Raw genomic sequence first — 16,141 nt, forward strand, 5'->3', positions numbered from 1 at the left:
AGACGGGCCCTCGATGCCGTACTGAGGGGATCAGATCCCCGCCGCCTCTGACAGGTCCTGCTTGATCGCCGTCAGGAGTTCCGTCGCCTTCGCCCGCGCCGACGGGAGGTCGGCGTGGGTGGCGACCGGGAGGACGACCTCCAGGTAGCACTTGAGCTTGGGCTCGGTGCCGCTGGGGCGGACGATGACGCGGGCGCCGTCGAGGGCGTAGCGCAGGCCGTCGGTGGGCGGGAGGGTGGCCGTGCCCCGGGTGAGGTCCTCCGCCGAGGTGACCGCCAGGCCCGCGAGCCGCGTCGGCGGCTGCTCGCGCAGGCGGCGCATCGCGTCCGCGATGAGGGACAGGTCCTCCACCCGGACCGAGAGCTGGTCGGTGGCGTGCAGGCCGTACGTCACCGCGATGTCGTCCAGCAGGTCGGTCAGGGACCGGCCCTCCTCCTTCAGCTCCGACGCCAGCTCGGTGATCAGCAGCGCGGCCGTGATGCCGTCCTTGTCGCGCACGCCCTCCGGGTCGACGCAGTAGCCGAGCGCCTCCTCGTACCCGAAGCGCAGACCCTCCACGCGGGCGATCCACTTGAAGCCCGTCAGGGTCTCCTCGTAGGGGACACCGGCCCGCTCCGCGATCCGGCCGAGCAGCGAGGACGAGACGATGGACTCCGCGAACACGCCCCGCGCGCCCCGGCGCACCAGGTGCTCGGCGAGCAGCGCGCCCACCTCGTCGCCGCGCAGCATCCGCCAGTCGCCGCCGTCGCGCACGGCCACCGCGCACCGGTCGGCGTCGGGGTCGTTGGCGATGACGAGGTCGGGCGAGGACGCGCGGGCCGCCGCGAAGGCGAGGTCCATCGCGCCGGGCTCCTCCGGGTTGGGGAAGGCCACGGTCGGGAAGTCCGGGTCGGGCTCGGCCTGTTCGGCCACCAGCACCGGCTCCGGGAAGCCCGCCCGCGCGAACGCCGCGAGCAGCACGTCCTTGCCGACGCCGTGCATCGCCGTGTAGACGGTACGGGCCGTGCGCGCCGAGTCCTTCGCGAGCACCGCGTCCGTACGGGCCAGATACGCGTCCAGGACCTCGTCGCCGAGGATCTCCCAGCCGGACTCCGGGCGCGGTACGTCGGCGAGGGCCGCGACCGCGTCGATCTCCGCCGCGATCTCCGCGTCGGCGGGCGGGACGATCTGGGAGCCGTCGCCGAGGTACACCTTGTAGCCGTTGTCCCGGGGCGGGTTGTGGCTCGCGGTGACCTCCACGCCCGCGACCGCGCCGAGATGCCGTATGGCGTAGGCGAGGACGGGCGTGGGCAGCGGACGGGGCAGTACCGCCGCGCGCAGCCCGGCACCGGTGATCACGGCGGCGGTGTCCCGCGCGAAGTCGGCCGACTTGTGCCGGGCGTCGTAGCCGACGACGACCAGGCCGCCGGTCTGCCCCTTGGTCCTGAGATACGCGGCGAGACCGGCGGCGGCGCGGATCACGACCGCGCGGTTCATCCGCATCGGCCCCGCGCCCAGCTCGCCGCGCAGCCCAGCCGTGCCGAACTGGAGCGTGCCGCCGAAGCGGGCGGCCAGCTCGGCGGTGTCCCCGGCGTCGAGGAGCGCGCTCAGCTCCGCGCGGGTCTCGGGGTCGGGGTCCTCGGCCAGCCACGTCCGGGCCCGCGCGATGAGTTCGTCCTGCACGTCCTGCACCTCGGGTGAACCTCTCTCTCGATCTGTCCGCTGCCGCCGGTACTACAGCCGGTTCAGCACCTGTCCCAGCAGCTCGCCCATGTGCGCCGCCGAGTCGCGGCCCGCCTGGAGGACCTCCTCGTGGTTCAGCGGCTCGCCGGTCATGCCGGCGGCGAGGTTGGTGACCAGGGAGATGCCGAGCACCTCGGCGCCCGCCTCGCGCGCGGCGATGGCCTCCAGGACCGTGGACATGCCGACCAGATCGGCGCCGATGGCACGGGCCATGCGGATCTCGGCCGGGGTCTCGTAGTGCGGGCCGGGGAACTGCGCGTAGACGCCCTCCTCCAGGGAGGGGTCGATCTCCTTGCACAGGGCGCGCAGGCGCGGCGAGTACAGGTCCGTGAGGTCGACGAAGTTGGCGCCGACGATCGGGGAGGTGGCCGTCAGGTTCAGGTGGTCGCTGATCAGCACCGGCTGGCCGGGGCGCATGCCCTCGCGCAGGCCGCCGCAGCCGTTGGTCAGCACGATGGTCTTGCAGCCCGCGGCGACGGCGGTGCGCACACCGTGCGCCACGGCGGCGACGCCACGGCCCTCGTAGTAGTGCGTGCGGCCGAGGAACACCAGCGCGCGCTTGGCGCCGAAGGTGTACGAGCGGATCTTGCCGCCGTGGCCCTCGACGGCGGGCGGCGGGAAGCCGGGCAGCTCGGTCACCGCGAACTCGGCGTCGGGAGCGCCCAGGGCGTCCACGGCCGGGGCCCACCCGGAGCCCATCACGAGGGCGACGTCGTGGGTCTCGGCACCCGTGAGTTCGCGCAGCCGCGCGGCGGCGGCGTCGGCGGCGGCGTGGGGGTCGTCCGGAAGGAGAGATGCGTTCACGGCACGAGGGTAGCCGGTCTTCGCCTACGCGCGTAGATGACGTAGCCCACGGGAATGAGATCGTTGTCAGGAAGAATCCCGAACACGACGGGCAAACCGGTGGCGAAGGGGCGGACAGCCCTTCGTGGGGCGGCTCGGGACGGGGTTCAGCAGGGCCGCTTGCGCAGTTCCATCACGTAGTCGTGCGGGGCGCCCGCGGACTCGGCGGCGTCCGCGATCTCGCCCAGGTAGCGGGCGGAGGGGAGACCGCCCTCGTAGCCGTTGAGCACGTACACCCAGGCGGGTTCCTCGCCGTCCAGGGTGTGCACGCGCACCTTCAGGCGGCGGTAGACGCCGAGGCCGACGCCCTCCCAGCGGTCCAGCGAGTCCTCGTCCATCGGTGCGAGGTCGTACAGCCCGACGAAGACCTGTGCCCCGGGCTCCTCGACCAGCGTCGCGAGTGCGCCCTCCCAGCCGAGCTGCTCGCCGCCGAAGGTCAGCCGCCAGCCGTTCAGCCAGCCGGTCGCCCGCAGCGGGGAGTGCGGGGCGCGGCGCGACATCAGCCGCGCGTCGAGGTTGCCGGCGTAGGCGGCGTAGAGCGACATGGACAGAGGGTACGGCAGGGGGAAGCGGGGCCTCCGAAGCGGAAGGCGCCCGCGGGTGAGCGCCGCTCCCCGGTGCCTGGGAGACCCGGCGTGTGCCCTTCCAGGCGGGCGGGACGGCTGGGGGCGCGTTTCTTCCCGGCCGCTGAGACGCCCTCGGCGCGCGCCCCCGCCACCGGCGGGAGCACTCGGACTCGGTGCCGGCCCAGCCGAGCACCGGGACTCCGAGCCCCCGGGAGACCCGGTGCTGCCGCCTTCCGGGCTGCCCCGACATTCGGGCGCGTGCCCTGCTGGGTCGGGGGAAGGCGGGCGCGTGCCCCTGTCGTTCCGCTGTGGGGCCGGTGGCCCGCGCCTGCCGGACCGTCGGAGACCGGTGACGGCCTTCTGAGCTGCCCGATAAGTCCCGGCGCGCCCCTGCCCGGACCGGGAAGCCGGACGCGCGCCCCTGCCGATCGGTCGGGAGCCGGGGCCTCCAGCCCCTGCCGGATCGTCGGAAGTGCGGTGTGCGCCGCCGCAGGTCCGCCGGGGGCCGTCTCCCCGAATCGTCGGGGGAAGGCCCGTGCCCCCGCGGAACCGTCGGAGACGTGACGTGCGGCTTTCGCGCTGTTCGGAGCGTCCGGGTGCGCGTCCCCCCGGGGACGTACGGGGACGCCGGGGGGTCGTCGCCGCCGAACCGTCGGAGACTGCCCGCCCCCGGCGAACCGCCGGAGACGCTCGTGCGGGACAATGGGGTACGTGACTCGGATCGTGATCATCGGTGGTGGACCCGGCGGGTACGAGGCGGCGCTGACGGCGGCGCAGCTCGGCGCGGAGGTGACCGTCGTCGACTGCGACGGTCTGGGCGGGGCGTCGGTGCTGACCGACTGCGTCCCGTCGAAGACGCTCATCGCCACGGCGGAGGTGATGACCACGTTCGACTCCTCGTACGAGGAGCTGGGCATCATCGTCGCCGACGACACCCCGCACATCGAGCAGGCGGCCCGCGTGGTCGGCGTGGACCTCGGCAAGGTCAACCGCCGGGTGAAGCGGCTCGCGCTCGCGCAGTCGCACGACATCACCGCCTCCGTCACCCGCGCCGGTGCCCGCGTCATGCGCGGCCGGGGCCGCCTGGAGGGTATGCAGGCGCTCGACGGTTCCCGCAAGGTCGTCGTCACCGCCGCCGACGGCTCCGAGGAGACCCTCACCGCCGACGCCGTCCTCATCGCGACCGGCGGCCACCCGCGCGAGGTGCCCGACGCGCAGCCCGACGGCGAGCGCATCCTGAACTGGACCCAGGTCTACGACCTCGACGAGCTGCCCGAAGAGCTGATCGTGGTCGGCTCCGGCGTCACCGGCGCCGAGTTCGCCGGCGCGTACCAGGCGCTCGGCTCCAAGGTCACCCTGGTCTCCTCCCGCGACCGCGTGCTGCCCGGTGAGGACCCGGACGCCGCCGCCGTCCTGGAGGACGTCTTCCGCCGCCGGGGCATGAACGTCATGGCCCGCTCCCGCGCCCAGTCCGCCAAGCGGGTCGGCGACCGGGTCGAGGTCACGCTCGCCGACGGCCGCGTGATCACCGGTACGCACTGTCTGATGGCCGTCGGCGCGATCCCCAACAGCGCCGGGCTCGGCCTGGAGGAGGCCGGGGTCAAGCTGCGCGAGTCCGGTCACGTCTGGACCGACCGGGTCTCCCGTACGACCGCGCCCGGCGTGTACGCCGCCGGTGACGTCACCGGTGTCTTCGCGCTCGCCTCGGTGGCCGCGATGCAGGGCCGTATCGCGATGTACCACTTCCTCGGCGACTCGGTGGCCCCGCTGAACCTCAAGACGGTCTCCTCGAACGTCTTCACCGACCCCGAGATCGCCACCGTCGGCTACACCCAGGCCGACGTGGACGCGGGCAAGATCGACGCGCGTGTGGTGAAGCTGCCGCTGGTGCGCAACCCGCGCGCCAAGATGCAGGGCATCCGGGACGGCTTCGTCAAGATCTTCTGCCGTCCGGGCACGGGGATCGTCGTCGGCGGGGTGGTCGTCGCGCCGCGCGCCTCGGAACTCATCCACCCCATCTCGATCGCCGTGGACAACAACCTGACGGTCGAACAGATCGCGAAGGCGTTCACGGTCTACCCGTCCCTGTCGGGCTCGATCGCCGAGGTCGCGCGGCAGTTGCACACGCGGAAGGCGGGCGCGGAGGGCTGAGAGGGCTTTTCCGCATCCGCCGCTGAACACGGACTCCCCGCCGGGCGCGGGGAGTTCTCGTGTTTCCGGCGGCACGACGGTGTACGGCGGTTCCTATACCACCTCGGGCCCCACGTTGCGAACAACTTCTGCTATTCGGCGCAAACTGCTGAAAGCAGACGGTCGTTGGGGTTACTGTCAGTTTCGTGTTCGCTGCAGAACGTCGTCAATTGATCCTCGAAATGGTGCGAGCGAACGGGGCCGTGTCGCTCCGTGAACTCGCCCGCGTCGTCCAGACCTCCGAAGTGACCGTACGGCGGGACGTGCGCGCGCTGGAGGCAGAAGGACTCCTCGACCGCCGGCACGGCGGTGCGGTGTTGCCGGGCGGGTTCACGCGAGAGTCCGGCTTCCCGCAGAAGTCCCATCTCGCGACCGCCGAGAAGACGGCCATCGCCGATCTCGCGGCGGGGCTCGTCGAAGAGGGCGAGGCCATCGTGGTCGGCGCCGGTACGACCACGCAGGAGCTGGCCCGCAGACTGGCCCGGGTGCCCGGGCTGACCGTGGTCACCAACTCCCTGCTGGTGGCACAGGCGTTGGCCCATGCCAACCGGGTGGAGGTCGTCATGACCGGGGGCACCCTGCGGGGGTCCAACTACGCCCTCGTCGGCTCCGGCGCCGAGCAGTCCCTGCAAGGGCTGCGCGTCTCCAAGGCGTTCCTCTCCGGGAGCGGCCTGACCGCCGAGCGCGGGCTGTCCACGTCCAACATGCTGTCGTCCTCCGTCGACCGGGCGCTCGTCCAGGCGGCCGCCGAGGTCGTGGTCCTCGCGGACCACACCAAGCTCGGCACCGACACCATGTTCCAGACGGTTCCGACCGAGCTGATCACCCGCCTGGTCACCGACGATCCGCCTCCGCACGACGACCGCGCCGCCACGGAACTCCAGGCGCTCGCCGATCAGGGGGTGCAGATCGCCGTCGCCGGCGCGAACGGGGCGCCGGGGGGTGAGCCGGGGCCTGCGGCGCCTCCCCGCCAGCGGGGTCTTCCCGGCCCGCGGCGAGGGCACCCGCCGACCGCGCTTCGGCCTGCGGCGGGGCTTGGCGAGGGGCGCGTCGCTGATCTGCGGCGGCGGTAGGCTTCGCCGATGCGGCGCCGGGGGGTGTTGCCGGGTGCGGTGCGTGGGTGTGTGCGGGTGCGTGGCGGCTTGTCGCGCAGTTCCCCGCGCTCCTTGGGGGGTGGCTCGTGTCGAGTTTCGTGTGCGGGGCCGTCTCGGCCCTTCGCCCAGTTCCTCGCGCCCCTTGAGGGCGGCTCGCGACGCGTTTGCCTGTGCGAGTCCGTCTTCGGTAGCTCGCGCGGTTCCCCGCGCCCCTCGGGGCGTCTTCGCCTCTGTCGCATTTCCCTGTCGCCACGAAGGTCAGGGCGATTCGGTCCTTGAAACGGGGGACGCCCGGCCGAGGCCGGGCGTCCGTGGTGCAGCGGGGGCAGGACCGGGACTTCAGTCCTTGATCTCGCAGATCGGGGCGCCCGACGTGATGGACGCGCCGACTTCCGCCGTCAGGCCCTTGATGGTGCCGGAGCGGTGGGCGTTGAGGGGCTGTTCCATCTTCATGGCTTCGAGGACGACGACGAGGTCGCCTTCCTTGACCTCCTGGCCCTCCTCGACCGCGATCTTGACGATCGTGCCCTGCATGGGGGAGGCGAGGGTGTCGCCGGAGGCGACGGGGCCGGACTTCTTGGCGGCGCGGCGCTTGGGCTTGGCGCCGGCGGCGAGGCCGGTGCGGGCCAGGGACATGCCGAGCGAGGTCGGCAGGGAGACCTCGAGGCGCTTGCCGCCGACCTCGACCACGACCGTCTCGCGGCCCAGTTCCTCCTCGGCCTCCGTGTCGGCGACGGCGGTGAAGGGCTTGATGTCGTTGACGAACTCGGTCTCGATCCAGCGGGTGTGGACCTTGAAGGGCTCCGAGGAGCCCGTCAGCTCCGGCGCGAACGCCGGGTCGCGCACGACCACACGGTGGAAGGGGATCGCCGTGGCCATGCCCTCGACCTGGAACTCGTCCAGCGCCCGCGCGGCCCGCTCCAGCGCCTCCTTGCGGGTGCGGCCGGTGACGATCAGCTTGGCCAGCAGGGAGTCCCACGCCGGGCCGATGACCGAGCCGGACTCCACGCCCGCGTCCAGACGGACACCGGGACCGGACGGCGCGTCGAAGCGGGTGACCGTACCGGGGGCGGGCAGGAAGCCCCGGCCCGGGTCCTCGCCGTTGATGCGGAACTCGAAGGAGTGCCCGCGCAGCTCCGGGTCGCCGTAGCCCAGCTCCTCGCCGTCGGCGATACGGAACATCTCGCGCACCAGGTCGATGCCCGCGACCTCCTCGGTCACCGGGTGCTCGACCTGGAGCCGGGTGTTGACCTCCAGGAAGGAGATCGTGCCGTCCTGGCCGACCAGGAACTCACAGGTGCCCGCGCCCTCGTACCCGGCCTCCTTCAGGATGGCCTTGGACGCGCGGTACAGCTCCGCGACCTGCTCCTCGGAGAGGAACGGCGCCGGAGCCTCCTCCACCAGCTTCTGGTGGCGGCGCTGCAGCGAGCAGTCACGGGTGGAGACGACGACCACGTTGCCGTGCTTGTCGGCCAGGCACTGGGTCTCCACGTGCCGCGGACGGTCCAGGTAGCGCTCCACGAAGCACTCACCCCGGCCGAAGGCCGCGACGGCCTCGCGGACCGCCGAGTCGTACAGCTCCGGCACCTCCTCGAGCGTGCGGGCGACCTTCAGACCGCGACCGCCGCCACCGAATGCGGCCTTGATCGCGATCGGCAGCCCGTGCTCCTTGGCGAAGGCGACGACCTCGTCGGCCCCGGAGACCGGGTCCGGCGTGCCGGCGACCAGCGGGGCACCGGCGCGCTGCGCGATGTGCCGCGCGGCGACCTTGTCACCCAGGTCCCGGATGGCCTGCGGCGGCGGGCCGATCCAGTTCAGGCCCGCGTCCAGCACGGCCTGCGCGAACTCGGCGTTCTCCGAGAGGAAGCCGTAGCCCGGGTGGATGGCGTCCGCGCCGGACTCCCGGGCGGCGTTCAGGACCTTCTCGATGTCCAGGTAACTGGTGGCCGGAGTGTCACCGCCCAGGGCGAACGCCTCATCCGCGGCCCGGACGTGCAGAGCGTCCCGGTCCGGGTCGGCGTATACGGCCACGCTCGCGATCCCGGCGTCCCGGCAGGCCCGGGCTACGCGGACAGCGATTTCGCCACGGTTGGCGATGAGCACCTTGCGCACGATTGAGGCTCCCTCCTTGAAACAAGCCGAGTTTAGGGACTGCCGACACGGCACTTCGACCCGTCCCCAATGGTGAGCTTGCCCACACGGAGCGTGATGCGAGGCTCACTCGTCCCGCGAAAGCCCATGTCGCACCTCGGTACGCAGGACTCCACCGGAAAACCCTAGCCCTGCCATGTGGCCAAGGTCTCTGTGAAAGCGTGCTGCGGGCCACGCGGTTTCTTTGTGGAGTCCCTACGAATGGCCCAATGATTCTTTGCGGCGGCCCCGCCGCTTGTCCTCCGCTTTACCCTCCGCCGACCCCTCCCGGTCGGCCGTGACCGGATGTAGCGTTCGCGGTTGACACGAACGTACTTCGGGTAACAGCAGAACTGTTCGGGCTTGGGTCGAGAGTGGGTGGGGGCCGGTGGTGCGCAGACCGGTGGCATGGATCGTGGCGGTCGTCCTGCTGGCCGAGGGCTGCGTGATCGCGGCGTTCAACTGGTTCCTCGGCATGGTCGCCGACCGCCAGCACATGTCGCTCGCCGGAATCGACCCCGACCTGATGTCGGCGTCCTCGAAGATCGGCGGCGTGGTCTTCGGGCTCTACTTCGCGCTCTGCGCGCTCGTCGCCCTCCTGGTCGCGGTGCGCGACCGCGCCCCGGCCGGCTTCGGCCGCATCCTGCTCGTCAGCGCCGCCGTGGTGCACGCCCTGCTGGCCGCCGCCGCACTGGCCCTCACGGACCCCGCGGTGTACGTCACGCTGATCGTGACCTTCGCCCTGCTCCTGCTGCTCCTGATGACCTACGACGCGGAGCCGGCGCCCCAGGGGGTGGACGGCGGCGACAGCGGCAAGGGCGACGGTACGGCGACTGCCGAAGCCGCTCCGCAGACCCCGGCGCCCGTCATCCCGGCCCCACGCACGCAGGACACTCCCGGCCGCGCCCCCTTCACCCGGCCGGCGCCCACAACTCCGTGATGCCGACGCCCAGTTCGGCCAGCAGCTTGCGGACCAGGGGCAGACTGATGCCGATCACGTTGCCATGGTCGCCGTCGATGCCCTCGATGAACGGCGCCGAACGGCCGTCCAGCGTGAACGCCCCGGCGACGTGCAGCGGCTCGCCCGAGGCGACGTAGGCGGCGATCTCCTCGTCCGAGGGCTCACCGAAACGGACCACCGTGGAGGCGGTCGCGGACACGTACCGCTTCGCCGTCGTGTCCCACACGCAGTGCCCGGTCTGGAGCACCCCGGCCCGGCCGCGCATCGCCTTCCAGCGGGCGGTCGCCTCCTCGGAGTCGGCGGGCTTGCCGAGTGCCTGCCCATCCAGCTCCAGGACCGAGTCGCAGCCGATCACCAGCGCGCCCTGCACCTCGGGCCGCGCCGCGACCACGGACGCCTTCGCCTCCGCCAGCGCGAGCGCCAGCTCGGCCGGGGTGGGCGCGGTGACGGCGTCCTCGTCGACCCCGCTGACGATCACCTCCGGCGCGAGCCCCGCCTGCCGCAGCAGGCCGAGCCGGGCGGGGGACTGGGAGGCGAGAACGAGACGGCGCTGCTGGTCGGTCATGCCGTCAGCGTAGCGCCGCCGGGCCGCTCACCTCAGGCCGATCACGATCATCGTCAGCACCATCGCCAGGGCCACGAAGAGACCGAGCCGCCTGAGCTTCTCCTCCATCCGGCGGAGATCCTCGGGCGGCTCGTTCTCGGGGTCTGACCACAACATGCTGTCCAGCGTGCGGGGGCGGCCGGGTCCGGCGCCTGAGTACGCGTACTCACCTGAGGCGGGTCTTCCGGATCCGCCCGGTCCTCCGTACCGGGCAAGCCGGTCCCGCGCGCCGGGCAGGCTGGTCCTTCGCGTCAGGACGGCCAGTAGGTGCGGCTCCAGGACACCGGACCCGGCTGCGGCAGCCGCCGCCCCGCGATCCGGGCCGGGTCGGACCACGCGTCCCGTGCTCCCGCCGCGCCGGACGGCGCCTCGGCGGCCGCCACGGCGCGGGCCCGGACCACCGCCAGTGCGGCGGCCAGCTCCTCCGGGGTCGGATTGCCTCGTACGACCTTGATGTTCATGACGGCTCCCGGTCTACGGCTGCATGGTCCTACAGGGGGATGTTGCCGTGCTTCTTCGGAGGCAGGGATTCCCGCTTCGTCCGCAGTTGACGCAGGCCCCGCACGATGTGCGAGCGGGTGTCGGACGGCATGATCACCGCGTCGACGTACCCGCGCTCGGCCGCGACGTACGGGTTGAGCAGCGTGTCCTCGTACTCCTGGATCAGCCGCGCGCGCGTGGCGTCGCCCTCGCCGGCCGCCTCCGCCTCCGCGATGGTGCGGCGGTGCAGGATGTTGACGGCGCCCTGCGCGCCCATGACCGCGATCTGCGCGGTGGGCCAGGCCAGGTTGAGATCGGCGCCCAGGTGCTTGGAGCCCATCACGTCGTACGCGCCGCCGAACGCCTTGCGGGTGATCACGGTGATCAGCGGGACCGTCGCCTCGGCGTAGGCGTAGATCAGCTTGGCGCCGCGGCGGATGATGCCGTCGTGCTCCTGGCCGACGCCGGGCAGGAAGCCGGGGACGTCCACGAAGGTGAGCACCGGGATGTTGAAGGCGTCGCAGGTGCGCACGAAGCGGGCGGCCTTCTCGCTCGCCTTGATGTCCAGGCACCCCGCGAACTGCATCGGCTGGTTGGCGACGAGCCCCACCGGGTACCCCTCGACCCGGCCGAACCCGGTGAGGATGTTCGGCGCGAAGAGCGCCTGCGTCTCGAAGAACTCCCCGTCGTCCAGGACGTGTTCGAGCACCGTGTGCATGTCGTACGGCTGGTTCGCGCTGTCCGGCACCAGGGTGTCCAGCTCGCGGTCCTCGTCCGTGACGGCGAGGTCGGCCTCCTCGGCGAAGACCGGAGCCTCGCTGAGGTTGTTGGACGGCAGGTACGACAGCAACTGCTTGATGTACTCGATCGCGTCCTTCTCGTCGCCCGCCATGTGGTGGGCCACGCCGGAGGCGGTGTTGTGGGTCCGGGCGCCGCCCAGCTCCTCGAAGCCGACGTCCTCACCGGTGACGGTCTTGATCACGTCCGGGCCGGTGATGAACATGTGGCTGGTCTGGTCGACCATGACCGTGAAGTCGGTGATCGCCGGCGAGTACACGGCACCACCGGCACAGGGCCCGACGACGAGGCTGATCTGCGGAATCACACCCGAAGCGTGCGTGTTGCGCCGGAAGATCTCGCCGTACGCCCCGAGCGAGGCGACACCCTCCTGGATGCGGGCACCACCGGAGTCGTTGATCCCGATGATCGGACAACCCGTCTTCAGCGCGAAGTCCATCACCTTGACGATCTTCTGCCCGTACACCTCGCCGAGCGCCCCGCCGAACACGGTGAAGTCCTGCGAGAACACGGCCACCGGACGCCCGTCCACCGTGCCGTACCCGGTCACGACCCCGTCGCCGTACGGCCGGTTGGCCTCAAGCCCGAAGTTGGTCGACCGGTGCCGGGCGAACTCGTCCAGCTCCACGAACGACCCGTCGTCCAGCAGGAGTTCCACCCGCTCACGAGCCGTCAGCTTTCCCTTGGCGTGCTGCTTCTCGACGGCCCGCGCCGACCCGGCGTGCGTCGCCTCATCGATCCGCCGCGTGAGGTCCGCGAGCTTCCCCGCGGTCGTGTGAATGTCGATCTCGTGACGCTCTTCCGGCTCGGACATCGGGATGCGGCTCCCTGCCTGCTCAAAAGGGGGGACGGTAAGTCATCCGTAGCGTAGTGGCGCACCTGCCGGTCGGCAGTGCGGCGTTTCCCACACCTAGGGTTACTTGCTTGGCCTCTTCGCCCGCTTTAAGGGCGGGAGTCCGGCGGTCGCCCGCCGGGTTTCCTGCTTCATGGGCGGCCGCCCCGTGCGGGACGGCTCCCGCCGGGGTCTTACACCGCCTCCACAGGCAGTGGCCGCCGGCCCGGCGGTCAGGATGTTGCGTGCCGCGTCCTCGTCGCGGTCGTGGACGGCGCCGCAGTGGTCGCACGTCCATTCGCGGGCGTTCAGCGGCAGCGCGTCGAGGACCGTGCCGCAGTTTCCGCACAGCCTGGAGCTGGGGAAGAAGCGGTCGATCACGACGAGGTCGCGCCCGTACCAGGCGCACTTGCAGGTCAGCATCGACCGGAGTTCCGCCCAGGCCGCGTCGGAGATGGCGCGCGCCAGGCTGCGGTTCTTCGGCAGGTGCGGACGGCGAGGTCCTCGATCACGACCGTCTGGTTCTCACGGACGAGCCGAGTGGTGAGCTTGTGCAGGAAGTCCCGGCGCCGGTCGGCGGTCCGGGCAGGGACACGCGCGACCTTCCGGCGCGCCTTCTCCCGGTTGTTCGAGCCCTTGGCTTTGGGGGACAACTGTCGCTGGGCCTTGGCGAGCCGGGCGCGGCCGTGGCGTTCGTGCCCCGGGTTGGTGATCTTCTCGCCGGTGGACAGGGTGACCAGGGAGGTGATCCCGGCGTCGATGCCGACCGCCCCTGTCGTGGCCGGGGCAGGGGTGATGGTGTCCTCGCAGAGCAGGTTCACGAACCAGCGCCCCGCCCTGTCCCTGGACACCGTCACCGTGGACGGCTCGGTGTCCCCGGGCAAGGGACGCGACCAGCGGATGTCCAGGGGCTCGGCCATCTTCGCCAACGTCAGCCGACCCCCACGCCACGTGAAACCCGAACGGGTGTACTCCGCCGACGTGCGGGACCTCTTCCGCGACTTGAACCGCGGGTACTTGGCGCGCTTGGCGAAGAAGTGCGCGAACGCCGTCTGAAGGTGCCGCAGTGTCTGCTGAAGGGGTACCGAGGAGACCTCCGCGAGGAAGGCGAGTTCCTCCGTCTTCTTCCACCTGGTCAGCGCGGCCGAGGACTGCGCGTAGGAGATCCGGCGCCGCTCGTCGTGCCAGGCCCGCGAGCGTTCCTCCAGGGCGCGGCTGTAGACGAGACGTACGCAGCCGAACGTGCGGGACAGCTCCGCCGCCTGCTCCTCCGTGGGGTAGAAACGGTACGTGAACGCCCGCTTCACCAGCCGCGCCATGTCTCGGATCACAGTGGCTTCCGAGTGAGCCGCGAGGACGGTCGGCAGCGGGCGGACTTTCGATCTCTCCCGGCCCGAAGGCCGGGGTGCCCACGAAGGAACCCCGATGACGCCCCGCGATGCAGCAGAGAACAGCCGTTGGTCCGATCTGGACCGGCCGCCCCTGAATTCCGTCGCGTTGCGGCGGGGGCTGGTGCGGGAGGGGGGTCTGTGGTCGCGGGTCGACGTGGTGCCGAGTACGGGGTCGACCAACTCCGACCTGGTCGCGCGGGCGAACGCGGGGGAGGTCGACGAGGGGGCGGTGCTGGTCGCCGAGGCGCAGACGGCGGCGCGGGGACGGCTCGACCGGCGGTGGACGGCTCCGCCGCGCTCGGGGCTGTTCTTCTCCGTCCTGCTGCGACCCGCCGAGGTGCCGATGGAACGGTGGGGCTGGCTGCCGCTGCTGACCGGCGTCGCGGTGGCCACCGCGCTGTCCCGTACGGCGGGCGTCGACACCGCCCTGAAGTGGCCCAACGACCTCCTCGTCACCGTCGGCGGCGAGGAGCGCAAGGCCGGCGGCATCCTCGCCGAGCGCGCCGGTGCGGACGGCGTGGTCATCGGCGTCGGCCTCAACGTCAGTCTGAGCGCCGACGAGCTGCCCGTCCCCCAGGCCGGCTCCCTCCTGCTGGCCGGCGCCGCGAACACCGACCGCGACCCGCTGCTCCGTGCGGTGCTCCGTTCCCTCGAGGAGTGGTACGGCCGCTGGCGCGCTGCCTCCGGCGACCCCGCCGCGAGCGGTCTCCAGGAGACCTACGCGGCAGGCTGCGCCACCCTCGGCCGCCAGGTCCGCGCGGAGCTTCCGGGCGACCGGGTCCTGCGCGGCGAGGCCACGGCCATCGACGGCGACGGGCGACTGGTCATCACGACGGCGGGCGGCGAGCGGGAGGCCGTGGGGGCGGGGGACATCGTGCATCTGCGGCCGGAGTAGGTCCGGGCGAAGGCGCGGTGGCGCGCAGGGGCCCTCGGCAGCGGAGCCGGATCGACTCGGGCGGTCCCCGGCGAGGGGGTCGGGCCAAGCCGGGTGGACCTCGGCTGGGGCGTCGGTCCGGCTCGGAGGGTGCCCCGCGAGGGAAGAGCCGGTGGCCGCGGACCGCTGCCGCGCACCCGGCGCGCCCGGGTGGCCCGCGCGCCGGGTGCGCGACAGCTCTGCGGCGCCCCGGCGGGGGCGCGGGGTGTCCTCCGTGGGGGCGGTCGGGTCGTGGCAGGGGGCGCGTGGCGCCGGGGAAGCGCCGGGCGGTGTGCGACGGCTTCGCCGCCGGAGGCAGCCCGCGCCCCGTGCGACCCGGGTGCTTCAGTGGCGGGGCGCGTTCGTCCGGTCGGCCGGTCCCAGCGGAGTGAGCTGGCGCACACCTGCCGTAGAGTTGAGGCCGGTCGGACCTGACCGCGGCAGATCGGAAGGGCAGCAGGCGTGAGCGTCGACGACACGGGCTCCGGCGCGGGCGCGGAGGGCCGGGTGGACCCCGATGCCCCCGACCCCGGCGACGACCCGCTCGCTCTCCGCCTCGAACAGCTGATCCTCGGCGCCGAGCGCCGTTACACCCCCTTCCAGGCCGCCCGGAGCGCCGGTGTCTCCATGGAGCTGGCGTCCCGTTTCTGGCGGGCCATGGGCTTCGCGGACATAGGCCAGGCGAAGGCGCTCACCGAGGCCGACGTACTCGCCCTGCGACGGCTCGCCGGTCTTGTCGAGGCGGGCCTGCTCAGCGAGGCGATGGCCGTACAGGTCGCCCGGTCCACCGGGCAGACCACCGCCCGTCTGGCCGAATGGCAGATCGACTCCTTCCTGGAGGGTCTGACCGAGCCTCCGGAGCCGGGCATGACCCGGACCGAGGTGACGTACCCGATCATCGAGCTGCTCCTGCCCGAGCTGGAGGAGTTCCTGGTCTACGTCTGGCGGCGCCAGCTCGCCGCGTCGGCGGGCCGCGTCATGCAGACGGTGGACGACGCCGAGATGGTCGACCGCCGTCTCGCCGTCGCCTTCGCGGACCTCGTCGGCTTCACCCGCCTGACCCGGCGGATGGAGGAGGAGGAGCTGGGCGAGCTGGTCGAGGCGTTCGAGACGACCGCCGCCGACCTGGTGGCAGCGCGGGGCGGACGGCTGATCAAGACCCTCGGCGACGAGGTGCTGTACGTCGCGGACGACGCCGCCCTCGCCGCCGACATCGCGCTGCGCCTGGTGGAGACGCTGGCCAACGACGAGACGATGCCCGAGCTGCGCGTCGGCATGGCGTTCGGCACGGTGACCACCCGGATGGGCGACGTGTTCGGTACGACCGTGAACCTCGCCTCCCGGCTGACCTCGATAGCGCCGCGCGACGCCGTACTGGTGGACAGCGCCTTCGCCGAGGAACTGATCCGGACCGGCGTCGCGCCCGCTTCGGAGGCGGAGGCCGCCGAAGCCGTGGCCGCCGCCGAGAAGGAGGGCAAGGAGCCGCCTCCCTACCGCTTCGCGCTCCAGCCCATGTGGCAGCGGCCGGTGCGTGGCCTCGGTGTGATCGAGCCCTGGCTGCTCTCGCGCCGGCCTTCCTGACCGACTCGCCTGTCCTCGCGTGTGCTTACGGGACCC

The 16,141-nt window shown here is 72.2% G+C and carries 13 protein-coding genes and 1 pseudogene; 5 read left to right on the forward strand and 9 right to left on the reverse strand.

What is annotated here, in order from left to right:
* Positions 1–30: 30 nt before the first annotated feature.
* The 3 genes from ACWEEU_RS10765 to ACWEEU_RS10775 form a co-directional block, all read right to left on the reverse strand.
* Complete coding sequence (locus tag ACWEEU_RS10765; RefSeq protein ID WP_451730843.1) at positions 31–1,662, reverse strand: phospho-sugar mutase; 1,632 nt, start codon at positions 1,660–1,662, stop codon at positions 31–33.
* Between the two features lie 51 nt (positions 1,663–1,713).
* A complete protein-coding gene (locus ACWEEU_RS10770; protein WP_385741936.1) occupies positions 1,714–2,526 on the reverse strand; it encodes a purine-nucleoside phosphorylase in 813 nt (270 codons plus the stop codon).
* A 146-nt stretch (positions 2,527–2,672) separates the two neighbouring features.
* A complete protein-coding gene (locus ACWEEU_RS10775) occupies positions 2,673–3,110 on the reverse strand; it encodes a gamma-glutamylcyclotransferase (RefSeq protein WP_018544125.1) in 438 nt (145 codons plus the stop codon).
* Positions 3,111–3,833: 723 nt separating this feature from the next.
* On the opposite strand from ACWEEU_RS10775, the gene ACWEEU_RS10780 reads away from it, so the two are divergent.
* Together ACWEEU_RS10780 and ACWEEU_RS10785 are read left to right on the forward strand one after the other, a co-directional pair.
* Positions 3,834–5,282: an NAD(P)H-quinone dehydrogenase gene (locus ACWEEU_RS10780; RefSeq protein WP_385741934.1), complete on the forward strand. Its 1,449-nt coding sequence runs from the start codon at positions 3,834–3,836 to the stop codon at positions 5,280–5,282.
* Positions 5,283–5,467: 185 nt separating this feature from the next.
* Entirely contained in the window at positions 5,468–6,394 is a 927-nt protein-coding gene (locus ACWEEU_RS10785) for a DeoR/GlpR family DNA-binding transcription regulator (RefSeq protein ID WP_385741932.1), read from the forward strand.
* Between the two features lie 360 nt (positions 6,395–6,754).
* Here the strand turns inward: ACWEEU_RS10785 and ACWEEU_RS10790 are convergent, their stop codons facing one another.
* On the reverse strand, positions 6,755–8,527 hold the full coding sequence (locus ACWEEU_RS10790) for an acetyl/propionyl/methylcrotonyl-CoA carboxylase subunit alpha (protein ID WP_385741930.1): 1,773 nt from the start codon (positions 8,525–8,527) through the stop codon (positions 6,755–6,757).
* 421 nt (positions 8,528–8,948) lie between these two features.
* Between ACWEEU_RS10790 and ACWEEU_RS10795 the strand changes: the two genes are divergently transcribed.
* Positions 8,949–9,485, forward strand: a complete 537-nt coding sequence (locus ACWEEU_RS10795) for a hypothetical protein (RefSeq protein WP_385741929.1) — start codon at positions 8,949–8,951, stop codon at positions 9,483–9,485.
* Here ACWEEU_RS10795 and ACWEEU_RS10800 read toward each other — a convergent pair.
* The 5 genes and pseudogenes from ACWEEU_RS10800 to ACWEEU_RS10820 form a co-directional block, all read right to left on the reverse strand.
* The gene (locus tag ACWEEU_RS10800; protein ID WP_385741927.1) at positions 9,457–10,071 is read right to left on the reverse strand and encodes a Maf family protein; all 615 of its coding nucleotides are present in this window, start codon (positions 10,069–10,071) and stop codon (positions 9,457–9,459) included. The genes ACWEEU_RS10795 and ACWEEU_RS10800 overlap by 29 nt on opposite strands.
* A gap of 27 nt (positions 10,072–10,098) precedes the next feature.
* Positions 10,099–10,227, reverse strand: a complete 129-nt coding sequence (gene mmpB / locus ACWEEU_RS10805) for a morphogenic membrane protein MmpB (protein ID WP_277952682.1) — start codon at positions 10,225–10,227, stop codon at positions 10,099–10,101.
* A gap of 134 nt (positions 10,228–10,361) precedes the next feature.
* On the reverse strand, positions 10,362–10,571 hold the full coding sequence (locus ACWEEU_RS10810; protein WP_385741925.1) for an acyl-CoA carboxylase epsilon subunit: 210 nt from the start codon (positions 10,569–10,571) through the stop codon (positions 10,362–10,364).
* A gap of 29 nt (positions 10,572–10,600) precedes the next feature.
* Positions 10,601–12,202 carry an acyl-CoA carboxylase subunit beta gene (locus tag ACWEEU_RS10815; protein ID WP_385741922.1) on the reverse strand — a complete coding sequence of 534 codons (1,602 nt, stop codon included), beginning with the start codon at positions 12,200–12,202 and terminating at the stop codon, positions 10,601–10,603.
* A gap of 102 nt (positions 12,203–12,304) precedes the next feature.
* Positions 12,305–13,539 (reverse strand): annotated as a pseudogene (locus tag ACWEEU_RS10820) (RNA-guided endonuclease InsQ/TnpB family protein).
* Between the two features lie 106 nt (positions 13,540–13,645).
* On the opposite strand from ACWEEU_RS10820, the gene ACWEEU_RS10825 reads away from it, so the two are divergent.
* Together ACWEEU_RS10825 and ACWEEU_RS10830 are read left to right on the forward strand one after the other, a co-directional pair.
* Positions 13,646–14,506 (forward strand): biotin--[acetyl-CoA-carboxylase] ligase, encoded by an 861-nt coding sequence (locus ACWEEU_RS10825; protein WP_385741919.1) that lies wholly within the window; start codon positions 13,646–13,648, stop codon positions 14,504–14,506.
* A gap of 480 nt (positions 14,507–14,986) precedes the next feature.
* The gene (locus ACWEEU_RS10830; RefSeq protein ID WP_385741916.1) at positions 14,987–16,105 is read left to right on the forward strand and encodes an adenylate/guanylate cyclase domain-containing protein; all 1,119 of its coding nucleotides are present in this window, start codon (positions 14,987–14,989) and stop codon (positions 16,103–16,105) included.
* Positions 16,106–16,141: the final 36 nt, after the last annotated feature.

It is taken from the genome of Streptomyces sp. NPDC005004 (assembly GCF_053600675.1).

Excerpts from the sequence above, each read along its gene's own strand:
- ACWEEU_RS10800 (WP_385741927.1), bottom strand. The coding sequence starts at position 10,071 with ATGACCGACCAGCAGCGCCGTCTCGTTCTCGCCTCCCAGTCCCCCGCC.
- ACWEEU_RS10780 (WP_385741934.1), top strand. The coding sequence starts at position 3,834 with ATGGGGTACGTGACTCGGATCGTGATCATCGGTGGTGGACCCGGCGGG.
- ACWEEU_RS10825 (WP_385741919.1), top strand. The coding sequence starts at position 13,646 with ATGACGCCCCGCGATGCAGCAGAGAACAGCCGTTGGTCCGATCTGGAC.
- mmpB (WP_277952682.1), bottom strand. The coding sequence starts at position 10,227 with ATGTTGTGGTCAGACCCCGAGAACGAGCCGCCCGAGGATCTCCGCCGG.
- ACWEEU_RS10775 (WP_018544125.1), bottom strand. The coding sequence starts at position 3,110 with ATGTCGCTCTACGCCGCCTACGCCGGCAACCTCGACGCGCGGCTGATG.
- ACWEEU_RS10810 (WP_385741925.1), bottom strand. The coding sequence starts at position 10,571 with ATGAACATCAAGGTCGTACGAGGCAATCCGACCCCGGAGGAGCTGGCC.
- ACWEEU_RS10815 (WP_385741922.1), bottom strand. The coding sequence starts at position 12,202 with ATGTCCGAGCCGGAAGAGCGTCACGAGATCGACATTCACACGACCGCG.